The organism is Acetivibrio cellulolyticus CD2 (genome assembly GCF_000179595.2).
GTDB classification, from domain to species: Bacteria; Bacillota; Clostridia; order Acetivibrionales; family Acetivibrionaceae; genus Acetivibrio; species Acetivibrio cellulolyticus.
This window is the reverse complement of the sequence record NZ_JH556659.1, coordinates 74,297-99,355: the sequence shown is the minus strand read 5'-3', so window position 1 is coordinate 99,355 and position 25,059 is coordinate 74,297. Positions and strand designations below refer to the sequence as shown.

At 34.7% G+C, this 25,059-nt stretch carries 26 protein-coding genes and 1 pseudogene; all 27 read right to left on the bottom strand.

Annotated features, from left to right (window positions below; translation table 11 throughout):
* Positions 1-273: IS66 family insertion sequence element accessory protein TnpA (gene tnpA / locus ACECE_RS0220570; protein ID WP_010250674.1), on the bottom strand; the 273-nt coding region annotated here is incomplete at its 3' end.
* A gap of 221 nt (positions 274-494) precedes the next feature.
* The gene (locus ACECE_RS0220565; protein WP_010250672.1) at positions 495-1,142 is read right to left on the bottom strand and encodes an FMN-dependent NADH-azoreductase; all 648 of its coding nucleotides are present in this window, start codon (positions 1,140-1,142) and stop codon (positions 495-497) included.
* 66 nt (positions 1,143-1,208) lie between these two features.
* Positions 1,209-1,655, bottom strand: coding sequence for a staygreen family protein (locus ACECE_RS0220560; RefSeq protein WP_010250670.1), 447 nt, complete (start codon positions 1,653-1,655; stop codon positions 1,209-1,211).
* A gap of 292 nt (positions 1,656-1,947) precedes the next feature.
* Entirely contained in the window at positions 1,948-2,172 is a 225-nt protein-coding gene (locus ACECE_RS0220555; RefSeq protein ID WP_026073938.1) for a hypothetical protein, read from the bottom strand.
* Positions 2,173-2,338: 166 nt separating this feature from the next.
* A complete protein-coding gene (gene pdxR / locus ACECE_RS0220550) occupies positions 2,339-3,742 on the bottom strand; it encodes a MocR-like pyridoxine biosynthesis transcription factor PdxR (RefSeq protein ID WP_010250667.1) in 1,404 nt (467 codons plus the stop codon).
* A gap of 14 nt (positions 3,743-3,756) precedes the next feature.
* Positions 3,757-4,731 (bottom strand): aldo/keto reductase, encoded by a 975-nt coding sequence (locus tag ACECE_RS0220545; RefSeq protein WP_010250665.1) that lies wholly within the window; start codon positions 4,729-4,731, stop codon positions 3,757-3,759.
* A gap of 469 nt (positions 4,732-5,200) precedes the next feature.
* Complete coding sequence (locus tag ACECE_RS0220540; RefSeq protein ID WP_010250662.1) at positions 5,201-6,028, bottom strand: ADP-ribosylglycohydrolase family protein; 828 nt, start codon at positions 6,026-6,028, stop codon at positions 5,201-5,203.
* A gap of 163 nt (positions 6,029-6,191) precedes the next feature.
* Positions 6,192-6,818, bottom strand: coding sequence for a hypothetical protein (locus ACECE_RS29705; protein ID WP_010250660.1), 627 nt, complete (start codon positions 6,816-6,818; stop codon positions 6,192-6,194).
* 149 nt (positions 6,819-6,967) lie between these two features.
* Complete coding sequence (locus ACECE_RS0220530) at positions 6,968-7,258, bottom strand: hypothetical protein (protein ID WP_010250658.1); 291 nt, start codon at positions 7,256-7,258, stop codon at positions 6,968-6,970.
* 128 nt (positions 7,259-7,386) lie between these two features.
* The gene (locus ACECE_RS0220525; protein ID WP_010250656.1) at positions 7,387-8,535 is read right to left on the bottom strand and encodes an aldo/keto reductase; all 1,149 of its coding nucleotides are present in this window, start codon (positions 8,533-8,535) and stop codon (positions 7,387-7,389) included.
* Positions 8,536-8,665: 130 nt separating this feature from the next.
* Complete coding sequence (locus ACECE_RS0220520; RefSeq protein WP_010250654.1) at positions 8,666-10,741, bottom strand: TerD family protein; 2,076 nt, start codon at positions 10,739-10,741, stop codon at positions 8,666-8,668.
* Between the two features lie 512 nt (positions 10,742-11,253).
* The gene (locus ACECE_RS0220510; RefSeq protein ID WP_010250652.1) at positions 11,254-12,297 is read right to left on the bottom strand and encodes a virulence RhuM family protein; all 1,044 of its coding nucleotides are present in this window, start codon (positions 12,295-12,297) and stop codon (positions 11,254-11,256) included.
* A gap of 448 nt (positions 12,298-12,745) precedes the next feature.
* Positions 12,746-13,990: an erythromycin esterase family protein gene (locus tag ACECE_RS0220505; RefSeq protein WP_010250650.1), complete on the bottom strand. Its 1,245-nt coding sequence runs from the start codon at positions 13,988-13,990 to the stop codon at positions 12,746-12,748.
* Positions 13,987-14,604, bottom strand: coding sequence for a DUF2812 domain-containing protein (locus ACECE_RS0220500; RefSeq protein ID WP_010250648.1), 618 nt, complete (start codon positions 14,602-14,604; stop codon positions 13,987-13,989). The genes ACECE_RS0220505 and ACECE_RS0220500 overlap by 4 nt, the downstream gene beginning before the upstream one ends.
* Positions 14,597-14,923, bottom strand: coding sequence for a PadR family transcriptional regulator (locus ACECE_RS0220495; RefSeq protein ID WP_010250646.1), 327 nt, complete (start codon positions 14,921-14,923; stop codon positions 14,597-14,599). The genes ACECE_RS0220500 and ACECE_RS0220495 overlap by 8 nt, the downstream gene beginning before the upstream one ends.
* 513 nt (positions 14,924-15,436) lie before the next feature.
* The gene (locus ACECE_RS0220485) at positions 15,437-15,574 is read right to left on the bottom strand and encodes a hypothetical protein (protein ID WP_010250644.1); all 138 of its coding nucleotides are present in this window, start codon (positions 15,572-15,574) and stop codon (positions 15,437-15,439) included.
* Between the two features lie 117 nt (positions 15,575-15,691).
* Positions 15,692-15,949: a hypothetical protein gene (locus ACECE_RS0220480; RefSeq protein ID WP_010250642.1), complete on the bottom strand. Its 258-nt coding sequence runs from the start codon at positions 15,947-15,949 to the stop codon at positions 15,692-15,694.
* 186 nt (positions 15,950-16,135) lie between these two features.
* On the bottom strand, positions 16,136-16,333 hold the full coding sequence (locus ACECE_RS32445) for a CPBP family intramembrane glutamic endopeptidase (protein WP_407636677.1): 198 nt from the start codon (positions 16,331-16,333) through the stop codon (positions 16,136-16,138).
* Positions 16,270-16,917, bottom strand: coding sequence for a CPBP family intramembrane glutamic endopeptidase (locus tag ACECE_RS31320; RefSeq protein ID WP_010250640.1), 648 nt, complete (start codon positions 16,915-16,917; stop codon positions 16,270-16,272). Before ACECE_RS31320 ends, ACECE_RS32445 begins: the two co-directional genes overlap by 64 nt.
* Before the next feature lie 48 nt (positions 16,918-16,965).
* Positions 16,966-17,376, bottom strand: a pseudogene (locus ACECE_RS0220470) (aldo/keto reductase); the annotation flags it as partial.
* A gap of 32 nt (positions 17,377-17,408) precedes the next feature.
* A complete protein-coding gene (locus tag ACECE_RS0220465; protein ID WP_010250638.1) occupies positions 17,409-18,095 on the bottom strand; it encodes an ABC transporter ATP-binding protein in 687 nt (228 codons plus the stop codon).
* Between the two features lie 12 nt (positions 18,096-18,107).
* Positions 18,108-19,274, bottom strand: a complete 1,167-nt coding sequence (locus ACECE_RS0220460) for an ABC transporter permease (protein ID WP_010250637.1) — start codon at positions 19,272-19,274, stop codon at positions 18,108-18,110.
* Positions 19,271-19,930 (bottom strand): cobalamin B12-binding domain-containing protein, encoded by a 660-nt coding sequence (locus ACECE_RS0220455; RefSeq protein WP_010250636.1) that lies wholly within the window; start codon positions 19,928-19,930, stop codon positions 19,271-19,273. The genes ACECE_RS0220460 and ACECE_RS0220455 overlap by 4 nt, the downstream gene beginning before the upstream one ends.
* 148 nt (positions 19,931-20,078) lie before the next feature.
* On the bottom strand, positions 20,079-20,237 hold the full coding sequence (locus ACECE_RS32695; RefSeq protein ID WP_162862604.1) for a DUF1016 domain-containing protein: 159 nt from the start codon (positions 20,235-20,237) through the stop codon (positions 20,079-20,081).
* A 1,120-nt stretch (positions 20,238-21,357) separates the two neighbouring features.
* The gene (locus ACECE_RS30360) at positions 21,358-21,837 is read right to left on the bottom strand and encodes a DUF4829 domain-containing protein (protein ID WP_083878957.1); all 480 of its coding nucleotides are present in this window, start codon (positions 21,835-21,837) and stop codon (positions 21,358-21,360) included.
* A gap of 337 nt (positions 21,838-22,174) precedes the next feature.
* Positions 22,175-23,200: a PDDEXK nuclease domain-containing protein gene (locus ACECE_RS0220440; RefSeq protein ID WP_010250634.1), complete on the bottom strand. Its 1,026-nt coding sequence runs from the start codon at positions 23,198-23,200 to the stop codon at positions 22,175-22,177.
* A gap of 67 nt (positions 23,201-23,267) precedes the next feature.
* Positions 23,268-24,959 carry a recombinase family protein gene (locus ACECE_RS0220435; RefSeq protein ID WP_010250633.1) on the bottom strand — a complete coding sequence of 564 codons (1,692 nt, stop codon included), beginning with the start codon at positions 24,957-24,959 and terminating at the stop codon, positions 23,268-23,270.
* Positions 24,960-25,059 lie beyond the last annotated feature (100 nt).

Genomic DNA, 25,059 nt, shown 5'->3' with positions numbered 1-25,059 from the left:
AGTTTGCAAAAGTCTTTCGTCATATCCGTTCTCAATTTCAATTATAGCTTTCCCTATTCTTATGTTGAGTTTTGATGTCATCATTGGTTCAAACTGAATTGGCATCCAGTTTGTTTTGTTAATTTCTTCCTTGTTTTGATTATCTCTTCTATATTTTCTATATTGGAAATTGAATGCTTTGATTTTCAACCCCTTTTCCCTACACCACTGAGCCTGGGTTTTTCCGCTTTTTTCGAATTCTCTAATTAACTTTTCCCATTCTTTATATAACATAAGACGCCTCCTGGTTTTTGGTGTATTATCTCATGCTAACAAATTGATTAACAGATGGGTTGTATTGTACGCTTACATATTCCCAATTCTTATACACAACCTTATCCACATCATGAAATGAAAAGAACACAATACAAAGTTGTACACAAAAAAGCAGGTACTATAATGTTAGTTACCTGCCTTAATCTACGCAACTGTCTTCGCATACTTTATTAGTTAAGTTAATATTGTAATTCATCAATAATAGTACCAATTTTACTTTTTGCTTTTTCAATAGCTTCAGATTTTTCCGTTTCTGTACTACCTGTACCATCTATTAAAAGTTCATCAAATTTGCTTATACCAATAAACTTCATTATATCTTCCACATAATTAAGTCCTTTATCAAGTATAGGCTTCATTATCCATGGAATATTGGCACCAGAGGATTGAACATAAATAAATGTACGTGGTCTATCATTTAATAGTCCCTCCGGCTTATTGTTTGTAAAAGTTATTGTTTTTTCTGCCTGAATAATACAATCTATATAATCTTTAAGCACCGCTGGAAATGATAGACTCCACATAGGAGAAGCTACAATATAAACCGATGCAGATACAAACTGATCACATAATTTTGACATTTGTTGTACATCATTCTGCTCTTGAGCTGTCAATTTTAAAAGAGCATCTCCACTTACCAAAGTACTGCGCTTACTAAAATAGCTGTACTTTGGACGCGGAATATGCTCATTATATAAATCCAATTCCTCCAGGCTAAAATCCTTATATTTATCCATAATACTGTTAACTAATGCTCGACCTACTGTTTTACTCGATGATATTTCTTCGGGTTTTGAATTTGCAACAATATAAAGTAGTTTTTTCATTTTCTATTTCCTCCTTCTGAGTTATAACATATTATTCGTACTAGAATTAGGAAATATTCAAAAATATTACTTATAGATGCCGATAGCCCCAAAATTATATGTCTTGTCATATATAGGATTGCTTGAGATAAAATGAATCAATACCGGTGTTTTATCAAGATTAGGTTCTTTGTCAAATAAAAATCTGTCAGCTTGACGTAAAGCTTGAAGTGCTTTAGGCATTTCGTTATAAAAAATCTTATTTCTTATATAAGCATCTCCTATTACACCATTACCATCCACAATCACGGAGCCTATTAAAGCAATTCCTATTTTATATGGCTCCCAGGCAACTATTACCTCGTCACGCATACTTGTGATTTGATCTTCAGCATAATTTTGAGCTACAAACACAAATAATTCTGCAGTTTTATCCGAATGTGTAATAGTATATTTTCTCCCCATAACAGGCTCATATGGTTTCATTACATCCCGATATTGCACAAATACCTTTGTCTGATTAATTTCTCTCACTTTTCAAACCTCTTTAATGTTTCCATTTTGCTGGAATTTAGTTTTCCTTGAACAATAATATTCATAAAATTCTTGTTTTATACATGGATCTTTTTGAAATCTGAAATGCTATATTCTCTATTTGTTTTTTTAAATATACATCATCTAGGGAAATTAAACCTTGCGTTCTCTCCGTGAAACTCGAACGCCATCTTATCGTAAGCGTTCTTGGGAACATGTCAACTATTTTTCAGTATTTTCACAGTATGCGGGAACATTTCAACACTAAAAAATAGATTTAGTAATCAGTTCATCATCCATTTTTTCTTAAAACAATTGTAGTTGCTATCCATATTGCAACAAAACAAGTCTCCGAAATCAATACCATTATGATAGTGGTTGCCTGCGCTTCGGGATGATTGAAATATTTGCCTACAATTCCACCTGCCAGAGCAACTACCATAATAACTATAGTAATTACGGCAGAAATAATTCTTTCTTCTTTTGTCTTTTTGTTCTTACTAATTAAGTTCACCATATTTTCCTCCGCTTTCTCTTTGTAATTCACTTCTTGTAATCTTTCGCCTGATAATAACTCGTTCACTGTTATTTCCAACTCATTACATAGTGGCTCGAGAGGGCAGTAATGATGTCTTTGAAAACCCCATAAAGAGATTTTAAATCAAATAGCTCAATTTGTAAAATTAAATTGAATTATTAAGTTTTATATTACAAATCACTTCCTTAAACCTTTGCAAGCCATTTTCAATTTCCTTCACCTCTAAATTACCAAAACCGAATATCAGTGTGTTCGTTTCTCGAGACGGATTTTGTTGGTAATCAGTCAGCAGATCAATGGCTAGATCATTTTGTAAAAGTATATCCGAAAAATGCTCGTCAAAGCGATAATTTGTAAAGGTGACTGCAATATGGAGTCCTGAATTTTCTCCATTTATATAGATTTCGTCTCCAAAAAGTTCCCTAAGTCTACTCGTAATATATAACATTCTACTTTTATATATCTTCTTCATTTTAAAGATATGTTTTGTATATTTTGAAGACGCTATAAATTTATATAATGCAATCTGATTTACTAGGTCTATTCTTTTTCTCAATAGAAATTTCAATTGCTTAGCTTCTTCGAGCAACGTTTCCGGTATTACCATATATCCCAATCGTAAGGCTGGTATTAAAGTCTTACTAAAGGTACCAAGATGTAACACATGATCCGGGGCAAGCTGATACAACGAATTCACCGAAGCACCTTTATACCGGAATTCACTGTCATAGTCATCTTCTATAAGAAAATTATGATTCCTAAGAAGCCAATCACAGATGCTATTTCTTCTTTCAAAGGATAGAGTTCCTCCCAATGGAAACTGGTGTGAGGGTGAAACGCAAAGTAATGAACCGGGAACCTCCTGAAGTTCTTTCAATGACATGCCTTCCTCATCAACTGAAATTGTTTTCATGTGATATCCCTGTAATCTAAAAATATCAGGAATGAATGGTACCGTAGCTTCTTCGCATATAAAGTTAGGACATCGGTTACGAAATAAAAGTGACAGAAATTCGATAGCATCCGTTGTGCCTGCAGTGATAAAAACTTGGGAACTGCTGCAGCAAATACCTTTATAATTCTGCAAATAACCTGCGATCTCTATCCTGAGGGGCTTATAACCAAGAATGTGGCTATAGCCACATTCCTGAGATGTCATATCAAACATACTTTCTTTAAGATAACCGGCCCACACATTTCGCGGAAAACTTCGCAAATCAGGTATCCCGCATTCAAATGAAATAATATCACTCTTCTTAACTGGTTGATCAGTCTCTTTTTTTGTTTCTCGATACATAATCGGTTTTATTTCAATGGACGAAATAAAAGTTCCCTTTCCCCTCACTACTTCCAGATAGCCCTCTGAAGTTAGCTGCTCGTATACTTCTACCAGTATATTTCTTGCAACACCGAGGGTATCGGATAATATTCTAGTCGAGGGCATTTTATCACCAGCTTTTAGTCTTCCTGTAAGAATATTATTAATTATCGTATCATAAATCTGCTTATTTAAAGGAATTTTCGAATTTCTATCGATTTTAGTAAACATATAACCTCAACAATCTATTCTTTTATAATATTATTAACTTCTTCAACCTGTTTCTTTGTTAATGGACCAAAGTCAAGTGCACTAATATTATCTTCGACCTGCTTTATATTCTTGAATCCCGGAATCGGTACCATATACTCACTTCTTGCCCAATTCCACGCCAACGCTCCCTGCACCATGGTACGCCCGCCAGATGTAATAATCTCTCGAATAGCTTCGATTTTACTAAGTAATCGGCTATTTGGAACTCCTTTATTAAAATATATCATCCAATCTAATGTTCCAGAACGAATATCATCGTTTGGCAATTTGCTGTTTATGTCATACTTTCCGGACAGTAAGCCCATTGCCAATGGCTGCCTGTTTAATCCCATAACTTGATGATCATCAATGAGCTGTATCATTTCCTCATTATTAGCAAATATATTTAAGTCAAACTGAATTGTACTGCATGCGGGATACTTTAAAATAGCCTTTGCTTTTTTGGGAAAATCCGTACTCCAACCATAACTTCGGATATCGCCTCTTTCTCTAAGAATTTCAAGTGTCTCTACTACATCATCAATTTGGTTTATTTCTACTGATTGTATATGGAGTTGATAAATATCTATGTAATCTGTACGAAGTCTTCTTAGCGAATCATGGCATTCCTTTATAATAGATTCCCTTTCAACGCTTTCTCCCCGGCCTTCTCTTTTAACATCATCACAAGGACATCCAAATTTGGTCGCGATCAGGATTTTATTTCTCACATCATGTAACGCCTCCCCAAGTACTTCTTCGCTATGCCCATAACCATACGTGGCAGCCGTATCAAATAATGTGATACCCCTTTCATAAGCATGTTTCAATGCTTTGATTGATTCCTGATCGTCTACTTTTGACCAGCCAAGGGGAAGATCTTTCGGTCCCCACGTACCACCAATCGCCCAGCATCCCATACCAAGCGGTTGTATTTTTTGATTTAGTTGTTTGATATTTAGTTCCATTCCCTGACCTCCTTATTTTATAGCTTATCATCATGATAGCTCCGGATCCAGGTTCATTCAAGGTCCACCTTTTGTAGTATTTAATAGAACCACTCTGTATAAACCCTATTTGAAATCTTGGTATAAAGTTAAAGCTTCACTATAACTTTTGAATGCTTCATCTAAAAGTTCATACTTGCCATTCTCTTCTTAAAACCAGTTTCAATTCTAAGAATTAGAGCTAAAGTTATCGGGTGGTGTTCAACTATAAAAAACGGCTCAATTCTTTCAGAAGTCGCCCATATTTTGAACGGAGGACGCGGATTAGGAATTCATGGTAGTAGCTCCCAATTGACTCCTTTGGGTAATCCATATGCTGAATAGCTTTCAAATCATCACACACCTAAATACAAATAATTGGTAATACGCATTTAAAACTTGTGCGAACTAAGCAATGCGCTAAAATGCATACATCTACTTATAACTACTTTTAACTCACCTTTATCGGAACATCAAAACGTTCATTAAAGTTATCCAATACTCGTTTTAATCCTGAATCAAGAATAAGTCTTATTCTATCTACAATAAAGCCCGGTATTTCTTTATAATATGCCTGTGCAATTCCTCCTGCAATACATGCGATTGTATCACTGTCTCCTCCTATTGAAATAGCTTTTCTTATAGCGTCCTCAAAACTCTCTGCTTCAAGAAAAGCAATTATCGCTTGTGGTACTGAACCCTGACAGGAAGAATCAAATTTATAATTAGGTCTTATATCATCTAATCTCTGGCTTAGATTATATTTAAACTTTTTTTCAACATACTCTTTTATTTCTTTTTTACTGTTCCCTGTTCTGGCTAAGAAAACTGTACTAGCAACAGCTTGAGCACCTTTTATTCCTTCTCTATGATTATGTGTAATAACTGCACTTCTCTTAGCTTCTTTTAACACTTCTTCTAAGGTATTAAAAGCAAATCCAACTGGGCTTACTCTCATGGCAGAGCCATTTCCATAGCTATTATAAGGTTTTAAATCCTTGCTTGATAACCATTGATTAAACATTTGACCATAACCAGCATCAGGGTACTTTTTACCGTATTCCCTTAACTTTGATGCGTATGTCATCTTTGATTCAATATTATCTATTATAAAATTGTTTTTCGTATCTTTGTTTAGAATAGCATCGGCTATAGCAATAGTCATAACTGTATCATCAGTAAATCGTGACTGTCTGCAGAACAATTCAAAGTCTATAGACTTTACATTATGCCATTCAAAAACCGAACCAATTATATCACCAGCAATTGCACCAAACATAAGTTTATCCCCTAACTCATACTGTAAACTACTTTCACTTGCTCATTATAAAATTCGCTTTTCAACAAACCGTTTTGCTATTACATATGAATTTTCAAAAACTATCACTCTATAATTCTCTTTCTTACCTAATTCCTGATAATATAAATTAAAATTAATCGTACTAAATCAACTCATAGTTATTTAAAAAATTAATTAACCTATTCCACTCTTTATACTTCCACAACATTGTTCCATCTTCATTTTTTACTCTTAGCAAAAAAGAATCGTATTTAAGTTCTGTGGTACTATATTGCCCTAAAAACTTATCAACTTGATTTGTTTTTTCTTTATTTTTACTAAACTCTTTGTAAGACTCATTTTGAATTTTTATTGGATCACATCCCCATGGATTGTTATAAAATCTCCATTCAATACCATTTGTATAAATTACTTTCTCAAACCACAAAAGATGTCCTACAAATTGTAATCTGTCTCTCCAATCTTCCAATAAAGGTTTATCAACATATTTTGCTTCAACTACTCCATAAATTAATTTTCTCTCAATACTTTTGGCAATCGGAACATAATCCCTACTTAAAATCACAAAGTCTGGAAAACCTCGTAACCCCCAAAAAGCTTTTTCTTTTTCTTCCACAGTTCTTTTTCTATCTCCAACATCTCTTATTGAAACCTTTTTAAACGCTAGACGCTCTCTTAGTACATTGGCTATAATATTATACAAGTCATGCTCAGTATTATTCTGTTTTTCTATTAACTCAATTTCAGATATATATTCTTCCCATTTCATAAAACAACCTCTTAAATTTCCCAGTTTAATAAATTGGCAGTCATCTATCCCTTTTTCATTACACTTTAGTTATGATTACAACTGCTTAATATCATCAATCAAAATTTTACAAGAATCATGTCTCTCTTTGATATCACCCGACAAACATTTCATAACAGTCTGTTCTTCTTTATAAGTCTTTGAGAGTCACAGAAATAGAACCATGGTAAACCCTTGCTTTCAAGTTCTGACTCACAAGGTTCATACCAGTCCTTTTCACCTTTCTCCTTATCATTCCTGATACAAATCCCAAAAGTACAACCGCAATGAGACACAAGAACTGGTTTAGCATGTTGCAACGCTTCATCAATGTTAGTGTAAAGACCTGGTGCAAAAGAATGTTGCTTCTCTCTAAAAGAAGCAACATTCTTTTGGGCATATATGTATTGGTGGTTTATCATTTGGGTTGCATTTCAAATTACCGTCCCCATTCTTGTCATTTTCCTTCTTTATGCAAGTAATTCAGTATTGTTTCTCAACATACTCAAGATATTCAAGAAATGTATTCCATAAGCAGATCTAAGGTTTTCTATGGATTTACCTTTTCATATTTTTCTTTAACAACTTTTAGATATTTTCGGATTTGTATATTTTGCGGACATTTACTTTCGCATAAACCACACTCTACGCAATTAGAAGGTCTAGCTTCCTGGCCGAGCCACCCATTAATCCAAAAATCCGCCTTGCCGTGATCATTAAACTGGGTAGCATGATTAAGGGCCCAGAAATTTTCGGGGATGTTTACTCCAACAGGGCATGGCATGCAATACCTGCAATTGGTACAATTGACAACCGTTCTTTCCAGGAAGAATTGTTTGGCCTGTTCAATCAACTTATTTTCCTCAGCTGTCAATGAATCGGCTTCCGATTCGGATGCAATACGTATATTTTCTTCTGCCTGGCACATTTCGCTCATTCCGCTTAACACGATACCTATTTCTTTTTTGTTCCACAAATACTTCAGTGCCCACTCAGCAGGTGTTCTCTTAATTTCAGCTTGATTCCATATGTCTTCCAGTTCTTTTGGAATTTCTCTCTTTGATAACGTTCCTCCTCTAAGGGGTTCCATAATGACGACCCCGAGTCCGCGTTCATGTGCATACTTCATTCCCTCAAGGCCAGCCTGATAGTTTTCATCCATATAATTCAATTGAATCTGGCAAAAATCCCAAGGATATGTATCAACGATCTCTTTAAACAAATCAAGATCATCATGAAAAGAGAATCCTGCATATCTAATCTTTCCGGATTTTTTCGCTTTATCGAGAAATAATCCAAAATCAGCTGCTTTACAGTTTTCCCACGTTCCATGGTTGAATGCATGCAACAAATAAAAATCTATGGTTTCCAGCTTCAATCGCTCCAGTTGTTGATCCAGAAGTCCATAAAAATCTTCATGCACTTTTATCTCCCATACCGGCAGTTTAGTGGCAACATTGACTTTTTCCCTGTAACCGTCCTCCAAAACTTTAGCACAAAATGCTTCGCTATTGCCGTTATGGTAGGTCCAGGCTGTGTCCAAATAATTTACTCCCTGATCAATTGCGTAACGAACCATTGGAATTGCCTTGTCATAATTAATTCTTCCGAAATCTTCATCTATTACCGGTAATCGCATAAGTCCAAAACCTAAAATGCTTACTTTTTCTCCTGTTTTTCCAAACTCTCTATATAACATTTAGCCCTCCTATTAGTTCCGAATTTATTATATCCATTATACCACAATATGACAGGCAGCAATATCACATCTGTACACGCTGTTTTTTATTTATGCAACCTACTCCATATAGCAGCTATTTACTGTAATTTTATAAATATTGCGATACGATAATGTCCGTATCATATGGAGTTATCCCATTGTTAATAGAGAAAACCGTATCTGCATCTTCTATTGATTCACACAATTCGCCTCTTGCCTCTGCATTAAGCATTAACAAATCGTAGAGATTTGGCTTTTTCATGGTTGTCAAAGCCTTACCCATCAAAATCATGCCTGACATATTGTTTTCAACATTGTTCCATCTTGGCTGGGATTTTAGTGAAATATCCGCCCAAACCACTTTGTTTTCATATAGATCAAGAACCATTGGAATGCATATTAAGCTTTGTGAAGCTATGTCTATTTTGTTTTTAACGGTTTTCGCTTCATATATTTCCCCAGAATTGACATTCTTTCTAGCCATCCATCCCATAAAACACTCTGGAAGATCCACAAAATTCTGTTCTGTAAAGGACATAACAGTGAACACAACATATCTTCCTCCATATTTTCTAACAGACTCCAAATCCAAATCGATAAACTCCGAAGCTCCTTTTGGTGCAGAAGTTATATCACCGCTATGGGCAGCTCTGTATTTGAGAGATCTTAAGTTTGTATATGAAATGTGCTCCATGTAATTCCAGTTAGAATCATACATTACTGCTGAAAGGTCAATATCTGTTCTATTACCTTTAGGTTCCTTCCAGTAAATAAAGGTTCTTATTGTAGTGGCATGAGAAGAGATATCTACCTTTGAGCCTCTTACTATGGTTTTTAATGCTTTACTGGCTGATCTTTGGGAAAATGGAACCAAATAATCCTTAAGCTTTTCATCAATATATACCTTGCCAAGCTTTTCCCTGGAACCATATAATTCTTTAAGCCTTGCTTTACAAATATCTACAACCTTCTCGCAAAGCTCAGCATCTAAATCAGGTAAATTATTTGAAATTCCATAAACCTTTGCAATACTTCCTTTTGGGAAAAATACGCGAAGCTCATTTTTTTCATTTCTGGTTTTAAAATGCTCAAGTACCTGCAATAATACTAGAGTGGATATTTCACCTGCAATTTTATAAAATTCACTCAATGCCATATTTGTGTCCTCACATGTCCTTAATAGATAATCAAGCTTTCTTGCGAATTCACCAGGTCTTTGTTTTAAAAGCATTACCATATCTTTTGTTTCTCCACAATAAAAAGCTAAATTTACTTTGCTGTTGAAAGTATCTATTTTTTCGCTATTTCTCAATTTTCCAAAGGCCCTTTGCGATTTTTCAAACATCTTGTACTCAGATGGGTGTAGTCTTTCACCAAGCCTTATCCTTTGGTTTTTGTATCTCAACATATCTTCTTCAATATTATTGCAATTTTCCAACAAAGATAAGAGCATACGTCTATCTGCTCTTTTGAAGCTTATAAACCTTGTTTTTGACGCAAGGCTTACATCACCGTCAGATAATGAAACAGCAAATCTTAAAACGTCTGTAGCTATCTTAATATATTTTGAATAAATGGTCATATCTGCTAAAGAATTCACATAAAGAAGCTTACACAAATAGCTTGCATTTTCCTTAAGAGGTATTTCTTCTGGCAAATAACCATAAACATCTTTCTTATGATTTTTTACAAACCACTCCAAATCAGCTCTATCAGTTTCGGAAATCGATGTTTTTGAGTTTATAATATTTACAAATATCTCATTAAACTCATTCATATCTCCAAGATTTATGATTTTAAAATTTACTTTATCCTTTAAAGGATTACGTTTTTCTATATCATAGTATGGTACCAAGCTACCAAATGACACGTAATGGATTATTGCATTTATGTAAAGCTCGCATTCGGAAGCCTTCATGACCTGGGCTGGAAAATTTGGGTACATTGGATTGTACACAACATCCGCCCCAACCAGCCTCTTAATGTTCTTAACTATTCCTTTATAGAAATTCTTCAATTGCTCAACTGTATATGTATTAAGTATATTTATTATATCTTGAGAAAAAGTATATCCAAGACTTTCAATATTTTTTAGAATAGTGGCAACTTCCCTTGTGTTTGGAGTTAATGCCAGTCCAGTATTGATTATTATTTTATTTTTTCTTCTTAAATAAATTCTGTTCATATATTTCCTCCATATTAAAGGGTAGCGGGGTTTCTATGTTCGCCAATGATTATAGAAGGAAGAAACCCCTTAGCCTATTGTAAAAGGTAATCGCATTTCTAATAACATCACCAAATAAGTTTTTAGAAGGAAGAAAATGCTGTAGCCTTGTTACATTTATAATTATATTAGAGGATTAAACCATGTTACAGACAAAAAGTTTGCAATCTTACATTTTATTAATGATTATGAAACTTGTGATGAAATGCAAAAATATGAAGACTGGTTTTAAAGACTAAATTCTTATACCCTTAAGTTTGTAGTGCTATTTTTTGTTTTGTGCAAGAGGTTCAATACTTATATTCCATCCAAATAAAAGTATTGACCTTTGTCAATTGCATTTGAGACCAATTCTATAAGTTTTTTTGTAATTTCTATTATCTGATGCAGTATAGCTTCCCAATCAGTCCCAATGTCATCAAATTCACGAATAAGCGTATTCAGAAAATGAGTATTTTCAACATGTGCAAATGCTATTCTTCATTCCTTTTACTATCAATTAATTTGTCAAAGTCAGATTGAAACAGCCTGTCCTGGATAATGCGGTATTTCTCAAACTCGCTCTCAGCATGAGCTTTAGCAATTTCCGCCGTTACCTTTCCTGCATCCAATAAAACATTACGGTCAGTTGCTTGTATAAAACGGTTCAATCGAGTTTCCCAATCCAGCATGGTCATGGGTATATGTCGAAGAGCCATATCCTCTGCAATATCCAAATAGGCAGAAACCAGTCGTTGCAACTGCCCCATTTCAAATTCGCTCAGGTAGTTTTTAGCTACCGATACATCAAATTTCTGAATTTTTCCATGTGGTGCATCTTTCCATGTGGTCAACCCCATATGTTCCTTTTCGGCATCAGCACGGTTATAAATTACTTCTGAGGCAGTCTGTCCATGTATCGCCCAATGTAGCTTGTTTTGTACCGTAGCGAAAAAGCGCTTTGTGGCACTTGCATTTATATCGTAATCAATGGCGGTCGCATAGATATCGGTAATTTTTTGATAGAATTTCCGCTCACTCAGACGGATTTCACGGATACGCTGGAGTTGCTCTTCAAAATACTGCTCTGTCAAAATAGATCCGCCATTTTTCAAGCGTTCATCGTCCATAGCAAATCCTTTAATTGTGTAATCCTTTACAATCTGATTCGCCCATTTACGGAATTGTACCGCACGTTCATTGTTCACTTTAAAACCCACGGCAATAATCATTTGTAGATTATAATGTTCCACTTCACGAGAAACCTGCCTGTTGCCTTCAGATTGAACTATTAGAAATTTTCTAATAGTTGCTTCCGGAACCAGCTCCATATCATCAAAAGTTTTCTTAATATGATAGTTTATTGTCGGTATTTCCACATCATACAGCGTTGCCAGCATCCTTTGTGTAAGCCAGATATTTTCGTCTTCATAACGCATTTCAATGCTTTGTGGATCATCACCTGTTGCTGCAATATATGTCAGGTACTCGGCTGCGCTTGAACGAATGGTGATTTTGTTATTCTTTTTCTTCTCCATAAGGTTATTTCCTCCGTTTTGGTGTTGTCTACTTCTTTCTCAAACATCTGTTCGCTTCTATTTTATTTGAAATTTTTAGCTTTGTAAAGAGCAAAAACAAAAGGGATCGAACTGTGACCCCTCCAAATTCTGAATGTCATCTTTTATATCCACAAGGATGACACGACCAATTTCTTTGCCAAACAAGCCAAAACCCTTTATTTGCATGACTTTAGGTGCTTGTTCCTTTCAAATAAAGTCTTGCTTCACTCCCCCATTTTCCCCACTTTTTCATTCAAAAAATCAAAGCAAAACTCTATTTTAATTATAATAAATTGCATTCAAATATGCGAGTGAAGCCGATTTATTAAATGTTGCTTTATTCTGAAAAACTGCACCAGATTAGCACATTAAACCATACCAGTATTGATTGATAGAATATTCATAACTGCATAAACGGTTTCTTTCTTCATATAGGCAATAGGTTACTTGGTGTAACGTCACGGAATATAATTACCCCATTATAAGCTTTTGCAGGAATAATCTTCTGCGTAAAAAATGTGGAAACTTTCTGTTGCCACTTTGAAATACCTACATTAAGTGCAGTCATTTTTTGTTGATTGTTAATAAAGCTCTGCCATTCCCCATCTTCGCTTACTGTTGCAAAATCAAGGTAGAAATAATTACTTTCTATAACATCAGTAATATTTGTCAGGGTATTGGAATTTTTCACTTCCATTACAGCGAAACCATCATCCATCTGAGAATTAAAACGAGTATTTATAGCGTCAGTACCTATAGAAAAATAACCATCCCCATATTCTTCAGTCAAAAGTTCTCCAAGACATTTATACCCATATGCAGAAACTTTTCCGATATGACCATTATGCCCATTTATAAATAGCATATCGCCATCACCATGTTCCACAAACCATTTAACTTTTTCAGCCATAAAGCTATCACGCAATGTGTTGTAGTTTGTATTGCTTCCCACAAGCTTACTACATTGATATATGGAATTAGCAGATTCTCTCGCAAAATCATAAACATCTTCCCCAACTAGAGTAACAATCTGATCCTTTTGCTTATCCATTTCTTCTAACAAAGCGAGCGCATTATTTTCACTTTGTTTCAACGCAGAACTGTCAAGTGTTAAACGATTTTCATCTGTTAACGAAGCAAATGCCGCCTTATATCGCTCGCTTAATTCTGGTGCTCCGTCATCTAACACCATAAACAAATATTCTTTGTTGTTATCATAACGTTGCATATCCATTCCGTAAAAATGTAAGTCTCCACCGACAGGAACGGTTTCATTATATTTACGCATCCAGTCTATCAAGTCAACCATCTCTTGTGTGCGGTAAATAGCAAAACCGATTTCGTTTACTGCTTCTTTTGCGGTTCCACTGCCACCATGAATATATTGTTCCACTTTTAATGCACCGCCAAAATCACCTTCAATGATAAAAGTATCACAGCTATTATTTGTAACCAACGACTTAAATACATCTATCTTCATTTTTTGATACTCACTAACCCCATGACTGGCTTCGCCAAGTCCTACAATTTTTATATTATCAGGTACCTCTAAACTGCTGATGTTAAATACCAGAGAATCAGTATTTGCAGGCAATACTTGTTTACTACAACCTGTAAATATCATACAAAGCGCACCTATTATAAAAATGAGTGAAAGATGTTTCTTATTCATTGTTTGTTCTCCTCATTTATACTTAGTTTATAAATCTTTTTCGCCTTTAGGCCCCAGTAACAATAAAAAACAGCAACTACTGCAAATAGAACAAGTGGTACTACACGAAATAAAGCAAAAGGAAGTTCAAAGAAGAATGCAGACCAAAAGGCTTTTCCTGTACGTTCCCACAAGCCCGGGGTCAAAAACGTCAGCTTAGAAAGATCTCCACCGGCAGAAATTAATACCACAGATAAGAAACAAATAAAACATACAAAATTCGCCATACAAATGTTGTATAAAGTTTTATATCGTGCAGCAGCTGAAATTCTATCCGAAAAAATATCCGTTCCAGCCTTCTCACTCATTGGCAAAAAATATTGATTCCCACTGTTTTTTGTACCATAAATATGTCTCCAGCCTGCATCTTCAAATAATGCGATATAGTTATCAAATTCCTTACTATTCTTAAATATTTGGTAATCAATTTTATATTTTAGATTTTGCGGCTTGCCGGATTCAAAATGATAAAAACCAAATATAGAGTACTTTTTCAAAATATGTCCCTGTACAGCCATATTATCCAAATATTTTTCTTCTGCATCAAAATCGTAAAACACCTTAAATTTAATCATATTGTTCATCTCCTTGAATCCTATTATATATATCAATCATATGCTTTAATCTCTGTGACTCCAACTCGAGTACATGAGCACCTTCAACGGTAGTCTGATACATTTTCCGTCGTGGATCTGAGGAAGAAACAGATGTAATCAACTTCTGCCTCAAAAGATTATCAATTGCACCGTACATTGTACCTGCTGCGATTCGAACACGTCCAGCACTTAATTCCTCTGCCTTCTGCATCACAGCATAGCCATGTCCCGGTTCAAGCAATGAAAGTAGAATGTAATATGTTGTCTCTGTCAGCGGCAGATATTTTTCCAAATTCATTTTTTTCTCCTCCTTACTATAGTCCAACTATATAGTTCAACTGTATATGTCAAGAATAAAAATTAATCATAAAATTTAGCCAAGAAATTTCCAACACTTGAAAACCTATATTTAATTCTTTTCATCCACTCTACTTCTTAATCCTTGACGTCACCACCATACACTCTCAACATGGTTTGAGAGGACAGGATTGATGTTATTGTAACCGTCCGTTCGTGGATAAATGAAGGATATTCTGAATATATAGCACAAAAAGAATTTGATTATAACATGACGTTAGATATGCTTAGAAGCGGTATGCTAGAAGAAAGTTCTGAATTCAAGTCATTTTATTATGATAAATATCATTTACTCGTTGCTTATTTACTTGATGTTAAAAAAGTAGAAATAGAAGATCTCCTTAATGGCAAGTATAAAAAAAACGAAGTTGAAAATGAATTGAGAAGTTTCTAAGTCATGACTTTGATATATTTCTGAGTCTTAACAAGCCTGCAACTATTAAACCAAGTATAATCAGTTCTCTTTTAAATATTCTATTGCTCTATCTATATCCCAGTCCATTAATTCCAATGCTCTTCGAACAAACATTAATCCGTAACCAGTTATTTTGCCAACTTCGACTATCTTGTAATATTGTTCTTTTGTTAACATTAATTATTCTTATCGATCTTAGTTCAGAAGTCCAATTCCCTCCAGTAAAAATACAGTATAACATGGTTGCATTTTCTACTACTACATAATTTTAAAATTTATTTATCCCAGTCGATGTCATAGCCCGTCAAGCAATCGCCAACTAAACATTTCACAAAAATCCGCAAAGCATTTTTCACAAATACAGCAGGAAATGTTCTTTTCATCTGGAACAAACCAACGGATTCTATTTTTGTTTACTTTATCATAGCAAAATATGCAATGTTTAAGATGTGGCAGGTACTTTATTACCTCTTCACCATTAGTAGGATTGATACATTGCCCCTTCAGATACCAGACATCATTCAGTAATCGCCAATCATCTTTTTCAACCATAAAACACTTCCTACCGAAAACAGTGCTTAATGCTTATTAATATTGTTTTTTAGTCGTTAACATTCCTTTATACATTAACGCACTTCTGCAAGTAATCATTTTACCAATCATTCAATTCTCCTTTGATTGAAGTATACAAACTGTCATTTTTCGGCGGATAACATTCAGGCTGGGCTCTAGATAATCTTATAATATATCCCATAAAAGATGGATCAATATTCCTGGCGTAAGTGACTTTGTTTTCAGGTATAACTTCCCAAAGAAATACCCTATTACAGTTTGATAACAGGTTATTAATAATGCAACACCAATTCCCTTGTCTAGATATTTTTTACACAATGAAGGATTCCAAAAAGGAGAGCTTGCATTATATTTGCTTTCCATTCTGCTATTTGATATCCTTTTAGAGCAGAAATGAGTATACCTCTGCATAAAAATTCTTCGAAAAATGCTACCAATATTACCGTTTTTAATATGAAAAAACCATAATTAACTATATCTCCGTTAAACCTATTTATGAATATAAATCCATCAAAAAATATTGTAATGCACGCATACATGAGAGCTATAGTCAAGGTACCTAAAATATGACTCCGGCAAACATTCCATTTAAAGTTTTTGATACTAACCCTAGATATTTTCAATAAAATAAGGGATAAAGTAAGACAAATTATTTTGATGATATTCTTGACATATTCATCATTAAATCCAAGACTTTTGTATAATCCAAATGCAGTGAAAAACACGTACATAAGTAAAATTGAATATACAATGATAAAATTGAACAGCAACTTTTTATCATTGTATATTTCATAATTACCTTCAATATTTTCCCTTAATAAAAGGCTAAGAGGCATTAAAATTAAGGCCACTAGTCCTCCATAATACTCTAAAAAAGCAGGTAGAATTGCGAATGGAAGTATGAATAAAATTTCAATTACTAATTTTTTACTGACATACCCTCTCATAATAATTTTCTCTCCCGGATACGTTGCAAATCAACAAATTTCCTACTAGATTTCTTTTTTGTTCCACAAATACTTCAGTGCCCACTCAGCAGGTGTTCTTTTAATTTCAGCTTGATTCCATATGTCTTCCAGTTCTTTTGGAATTTCTCTCTTTGATAACGTTCCTCCTCTAAGGGGTTCCATAATGACGACCCCGAGTCCGCGTTCATGTGCATACTTCATTCCCTCAAGGCCAGCCTGATAGTTTTCATCCATATAATTCAATTGAATCTGGCAAAAATCCCAAGGATATGTATCAACGATCTCTTTAAACAAATCAAGATCATCATGAAAAGAGAATCCTGCATATCTGATCTTTCCAGATTTTTTCGCTTTATCGAGAAATAATCCAAAATCAGCTGCTTTACAGTTTTCCCACGTTCCATGGTTGAATGCATGCAACAAATAAAAATTATGATGACCAGAAATTTACAAATAACAGGATGATGTATTTATTTTAGGATATCAAGATTTATTTTTCCGTCCTTTATTTCCACAATGCGGTCAGCCTTTTCAGCAATCCTTCTATCATGGGTAATTATGATAAAGGTGGTTTTAAACTCCTCATTAATGCTACGAAGTAAATCATAGATTTTCTCGGTAGAATCCGAATCCAAATTCCCTGTCGGCTCATCTGCCAGTATGATCTTGGGGTTGTTTATCAAGGCCCTTGCAATTGCGGTTCTCTGTTGCTGTCCTCCAGACATCTTGGTTGACATGTTATTCATTACTTTTTCCAAGCCAACCAAACGTAAATTTTCTTTCGCTTTCTCTACTATTTCCTTTGTAATCTTGCTATTACTGATACGATATGGCATTAGTACATTTTCTAATGCAGTGAATTCAGGCAAAAGATAATGAAACTGAAATACAAAGCCTATCGTTTTGTTACGGTAATCTGCTAGTTGATTAGATGACATCGTTTCAATATTTTTTCCGTTAATAAGTACCTCTCCAGATGTTGCTTTATCCAGAGTCCCTATAATATTCAACAACGTACTTTTACCACTCCCGGACTGTCCAATTATAGAATTAAAAGAGCCTTCTTTAATTGTCAGGTTAATATCATAAAGGACTTGGGTTTTGATATCTGTACCATATATCTTGTTCACATTCCTCAATTCCAATATATTACTCATAATCATATCCTCCTAATTATTGCGAATAATTTCTATCGGATTCAGCCTAGAGGATCGTAGTGCAGGGAATAAAGCTGCAATAACAGATGCCAGCATTGCAATCAATCCGGATAACCCAATAAAAGAATAGCTAATATATAAATCTATGACTGGTGTTCCATCAGGATTTAAAGCAAATTTAGTAAATGCAAAGGACAACCCAAGTCCTAAGACAATTCCTAGAATAGCACCAAAAAATCCAAGAATGAGTCCTTCAAATAGAAATATGGTACTGGCTAAAGAATTACGGATACCCATCGCTTTTAAAATACCAATCTGGCGAGATTTCTGTATTACTGTAATTGCCAAAATACTTGCTATTCCAAGAAGAACCGAAATCATAACGAATACCTGTATCATATAACTGGAAATACTCTGTCCCTGTAAACCGCTTAACAAGGATTCATTCTGTTCCTTCCAATTAACAACCTTGTATTTGTCTTTTGGTATACCCCCATTTATTTCTGAAGCAATTTCATCTGCTGCAAATACAGCATCATCTTGAAGTTGCATTTCAATTGAAGAAATGCTGTCACCTGTTTCAAATAGGTCTTGTGAGGTTTTTAGCGTAGTTATTCCCCATCCAGTATTCAAGGAAGTTACCTTTAGATCAAAAAAACCAACCACTTTACAACTTACAGATTTTTGATTTGTAGTAGTAATTACTACTTCATCTCCTGCTTTTATTGAATATTCATCTTTCAAATCAACACCCAGGATAATTTCATTCTCATTCTTTGGATAGGTTCCCTCTACTATTCTATCATATAGTTTGTATATTTTATCTGCCTTATCTATTTCAAATCCTCGTACAAGTAGGGATTGAGAATTATCTCCGACTACTAAAAACGCAGGATTGTCCTGTGCAACAGATATAGAACGAATTCTGTTATCCATCGAATATAATTGTTCTAGCAAATCACCATATTCAGTAATTCGAACATCTTTCTGGTCTGATGTAATAGTTATCTGCGAGGAACTTCCAATGGTTTTTTCAACAAGACCCTTTTGTAAGCCTTGAATGAGAGACCCAATAAAAATTTGAACAGATACGCCAATTGCAATTCCCAATATAATTAAAATAGTCTGGCCTAAATTTGATTTTAAAAATCTAGTTGCAATTCTAAATCCAAGACTCATGAATATTCCTCACTTTCTGCAATCTTTAATATATCCCCGTAGCCTACTGCATAGTAATCTGCTCCTACTGTCCTTACTTTATTTGCTTCATCATCATGAAACGCTGATCCTCCAACAACAATTTTTACATGTTGATTCATTGCTGACTTTATTTCTTGTATCATTTTTTTTGCTGAGACTACATGATAATAGTTGCTTACACTGATAGCGACAAGCTTTGGTTTAATGGTATGAATTGCATTATAAAAGTCCTGATAAGGAGTGTTCCCTCCAACAAATATAGCTTCATAGCCAGCAATTGTGAAAAAATCAGCAACCATCCGCGCGCCTAAGTCATGATATTCTTCAGGAGGACATAAGACAGCCACAATTCCTTTTTTAGGAAGATTTAATTCATTTCTCTTTGCAATAACATATGGATAACAGTTCTCTACAATTGTCCGTATTATTCCCGTTTTCACGTGTTCTTTCCATATACAGATTCTTTTATCTTCCAGCTTACATTTCATATTATTTAAAAGTGGAGTCAAAATTTTTGTATATAGATCAACAACATCAATTTCTTGAGCCTGCAGTTTCATTAATACGTAACTCACTGATTTTTCCTTATTCTCTTCATCAAAATACCCTTCAAATTCCCTAAGAATTTTATCCATAAGATCTCCTTTCGGTCCAATGCGTCATAAATCGTATATATCACCCAACTTAGACCTAAAAATTATTTAAAACCTGGTATCAACATAAAAAATGCAGCACATTATTTAAATTATACCCTGTTAAGAGTGGTAAATAACATAAATTCATTTATTTCATATAAAAAGTGGATAATCTTTTACATCTTGCAACTGTCATTTCGTTTTTCATTCCAAAGTTATTAATCAACACATTTTTAGTCCAACTTTTTTCTGCAACCAATGGCTGCAGAATTTCATTTTCACTGTACGTCACAAAAAAATTATGCATACTCCAAAATCGAGTAGGAGGCGGTGACTAACCGCCGTCCTCTCACACCACCGTGCGTACCGTTCGGTACACGGCGGTTCGGTTATAAATAAGATGTGCCTACGCCTTGCATTACCTATCTATCCTTACTAAGCGTTCTCATTATTTATCTTCGGTTTCCAACCTATTTTCAAATGAGCAACCCCTCGCGGGCAACTGCTATCCTTATAATTCAAGTAAGTAACGTCTGTCTTTCTATAACCGTCAAGCCCTTTTCTCCACTATCTTTCAATAGTTTCCACGATACTACGGCTTGAACTGACTTCTGTACGTTCAACTTTATTTCAACAAAGCTTACTAAGTAGCGAAAATGCTCGCTATGCAGAGCATACCGTACAGACCTCCCCAGTTAAGAACGTAATCTTTCACTCCATCCATCTGCCACATCTACATAATATGTTTTCGAGTAGTATTGGACTTTAGCTTGTGTTGCAGCCTTATCCAACATATCATGCCTTATATGTGATTTCTGTTCGTCAGACCAGAGATTTGCCTACACCTTCCTTCAGATTCCACCTCACGATGGACACCCTTGGTGTTCAGCTATGTGTTTGCTACTACAAAGCTACACTAGGGACTTTCACCCACTAGATTACGCCCATGCTGGGCGAACAACAACAAAAGCCACTGAAATCAGTGACTTTACCTTGTATCAAAATTTGAGTCTTAATTTGACTGCGGGTCAGGCATTTGAGCCCATAATTTTATGTTATGAATTCTAGATCTACTTATTTCTTCACATATACAGTGTTTTCTCCGTCTGTACATAGGAACATATACATTTACTTCCAAAACCAAAACCTTCTGCTATCAATCCTTTTCGAATTTCGAATTTTGCAGTCCTACCACACATTCTACATGGCTCGAGTTGCCATTATTGATGTCTTAAGTCAAATTTTTGTACTATACGTTCGTGGGAACAGGTCAACCGGTTTCAAGCATTTTCGAGGTATGTGGAAATATATCAACGGTTTTACTGTTCGTGGGAACATATCTATAACACTCGTATAATAAGAATATCACAATATCACCTGATGCAAAACGCCGTAAGATGATTAATATTCCTTTAAAGGCTTTTATATCAATATCCTTGATCATCAATGAGCCATGTGGAATCTTTACCATCCCGAATCAAAATGAAGCTCCAGTTTTTATATTCCCCTTCATTGAATGGGCCAGTTATGCCCTTTGGATACTTAACATTGAAATTTACCTTAAAAACTATGACATTTTCTTTCTTGATACCATTTACGCTTCCTCTGCCATTGGTCACATAGCTTTGTCTCATGGGATCTTCCGGGTTATAATCAACCGACAAAAGCGTGCGGGTTTCATCCCCAAACAACACCACATTTGGTGTATTATAATGCTGAGTTAATGTTTTTAGGATTGCTTTCGAATCCTTTGCTTTAACTGCGCGGAAATACTCCCCTACAACTGCCCGTGCTGCTGCGACCTCTTGATTTGGTGACTGTCTGCTGAGCAATTCAAAGTCTATAGACTTTACATTATGCCATTCAAAAACCGAACCAATTATATCACCAGCAATTGCACCAAACATATGCTTATCCCCTAACTCATACTTTTGGTATTTCATCAAAACCTCAACTACATTTTACAACAAAAGGTTTATTAATTCCATAAAACACCTACTTTTTAAAAACTAAAAAACACCTGCTGAGTTATTACCCTTCAAGTGGCTAAAATTATAACAATCGTTTAAGAGTCTAATTCAATACCTTTTGAAAATACTTCATAGCCTTTTTAATCTATTTTAGCAGGTCATAATAATACATTCCCTTATTAAACTTTATTGGAGTAAGAATATGTTAAGTGAAAATAGGCACTTTTTCAGTCTCCACATATGTCGTTTGCTTAATAAGAAAACAAAAATTCAATTACATATCCTCTAAAACTGATAATCTATCTATAATCTCCTCTGGTGTAGGCAATAGATTTTTCATATCATCCGGAAGTGTACTGCTTAAGCTATAAGTTGAAACTCCGATTGGTTTGTTTGAGTTCTTCAAAGCATATTCAACAATTGTCCGTTTTTTACTTTTGCAAATAATTATCCCTATTGAAGGATTTTCATCGGGCAGCTTAACTTTATCATCAAGAACAGTTAAATAGAATTGCATTTTTCCTGCATATTCAGGTTTAAACTCACCTATTTTAAGTTCTATTGCAATAAGACTTTTAAGCTTTCTATGAAACAGAAGCAAATCTATATAGAAGTCTTCTCCCTCCAAGTCAATATGATACTGATTACCAATAAATGTGAAGTTTCCTCCCATTTCAGACAAGAATGCTCTGATATTATTGATAAGGCCCATTTCAAGCTCATGCTCGGAATGCTCGAATCCCATTTCCAAAAAATCAAATGTATATTCGTCTTTAACAGCCAGTTTTGCTTGCAAACGGTATTTTTCAGGTACTGTTTCATCAAAATTAGTTTGATTTAATAAATATTTTTCATATGCCTTATTTTCCAAATTGTTAATGAGGACGTTTTTTGTCCAACCATATCGTTTTGTCATTTTTATATAGAATTCTCTCTCAAGAGCGTCTTTACATTTTTCCAGTATTACTGTGTTTTTAGTCCAACTTATTTCTGCCACCAATGGTGGCAGAAATTCATTCTCACAATAAGTCACATAAAATTCCCTCATCCTCCAAAGGTTTCTTGCAGAAAAGCCTTTAATATTAGGGAACTCTTTTTGTAATTCTTCTGCTAATACTTCAACAATAGATTTACCCCAACCCTTTTGCTGCTGTTGATTATATATTTCTTCACCAATTTCCCAATATAGTGTTATTAAAGCTTTGTTTGCAGCTTTCAACGCTTCGTACTGGCTTTTATATATCCTTTGTTTTATTTCTTTTATGAAGTTGCCATATTCATTATTGGTTAGTTTTGTCATTTTCCACCTCTAACTCACAATCAAAATCTATTACATTCCTTTAGAACTTTATTTTAAAAGCAAAACTTTATTTAATGGCTACAATCGAATTTTGCAGTCCTACCACGCACTCCACGGTACTTTCATTGTCCCAATCAAGTTCCTCTGTCTCCATTCCATTGAAAAATACTGGGAATTTAAACTTGATATGCTTTAAGAATCTGCCATCTTCCTGCTCTTTCTCATATAGATGTACTTCCTCTACAAAGCTTTTTACAAACTCCTTTTTCTCCCCATCCGTCATCTTATCATAAAGTTTATCAAAATACAGAAGGAATTGATAGACGTTATCGCCTGAAATTTTCTGTTGCTTGATGTTGAATAAGCGATTTTCAACTTCCTCTATTGATAGCTCCATAGCATCCATTTCATCATACAGTCCATCCATACGTTCCTGCATATCCTGATACTTTTTATCATAATGTTTGTCTGATACGGATAAATGATCCATCTGCGAAGCCAGTTTATTCTTGGCACCTTGCAATTGTTTCAGCTGCTCCTTTAAGTTTGTATGTTCTTTCTCCAAATCTTTTGTATCAAGACTGTTTCCAATTTTCGTCCTAATCTCATTCTCAAACTTTGGATTATTTACAAGTTTTCCAATAATCTCAGCTACTGCATCGTTTACCTTGTCTTCATTCCACTGCTTTTTATAAGTGCAGTGATGACCATCAATGAAGGTTCTATGCTTGCATGCGTAATAAAAGTAGTCCTTATATAAGGTTCCATCTTTACGTTTCTTACGATTGACATTTCCATACATCCCACTTCCGCAAATAGGACATTTTACAATACCAGATAAAATATGCTCATGTTCAAGACTATGCACTTTTTTATTTCCCACTCCAGTTTCCTGACGTTTTTTCTGTGCCAGATTCCAATCTTCTTCCGAAATAATTTCATCATGAATTCCTTCACTGATCAAATAAGAATCCTGCTTTACCACATGATATTCATTCCGTGTTCCTGCTATTTTCTCATTCTTTCGTCTGCCAAAAGTAAGCTTTCCACAATAGATTGGATTGTCCAATACTCCTTTGATAAAAGAAGAAGAAAAAGTCTCCATGGTGTTGTTCTGTCTTATTTTTTTACGATACCCATTCTGATTAAGAAATACAGCAATTGCTCCAATTCCCATTGTGGTATTAATAAATTTATCATAGATCAGACGGATAATTGGTGCTTCATCCTCTGCTATCTGTAGCTCTCCTTCAACTAGCTTATACCCATAAGGAGCAAATCCACCATTCCACTTGCCTTCTCTTGCTTTCTGCCTACGTCCTTCCATTGTCTGCACAAGAATATTCTCACGTTCAATTTCAGCCACCGCTGACAATACAGAAATCATCAATTTTCCGGCGTCCTTAGGACTGTCAATTCCATCTTCCACACAGATCAAATTCACACCAAAATCCTGCATTCTCTGCAAAGAACTTAAAACATCCGCCGCATTTCTTCCAAAACGAGATAGCTTGAATACAAGTACAAAGTCTACGTTATCTTTTCCATTTTCAATATTACAAAGCATTTGTTGAAACTCTGGTCTTCCTTCTACGCTTTTACCTGATTTGCCTTCATCGGAATATTCACCAGCAATCACCATCTCTTGATAATCTGCATATTTTTTTAATTTATCCTTCTGAGCATCCAAACTGTATCCTTCTACTTGCATGGAAGTAGATACTCTGGTGTAAATGTAACATTTAAGCTGTTTCTTCATCGGCATACCTCCACTCACTTTCTTATTCGTGAATCCCACATAAGGCTTTTAACATTTCCTCAAAGGGAATTTCATTTTTTACTATTTTGCGATTGTCCCA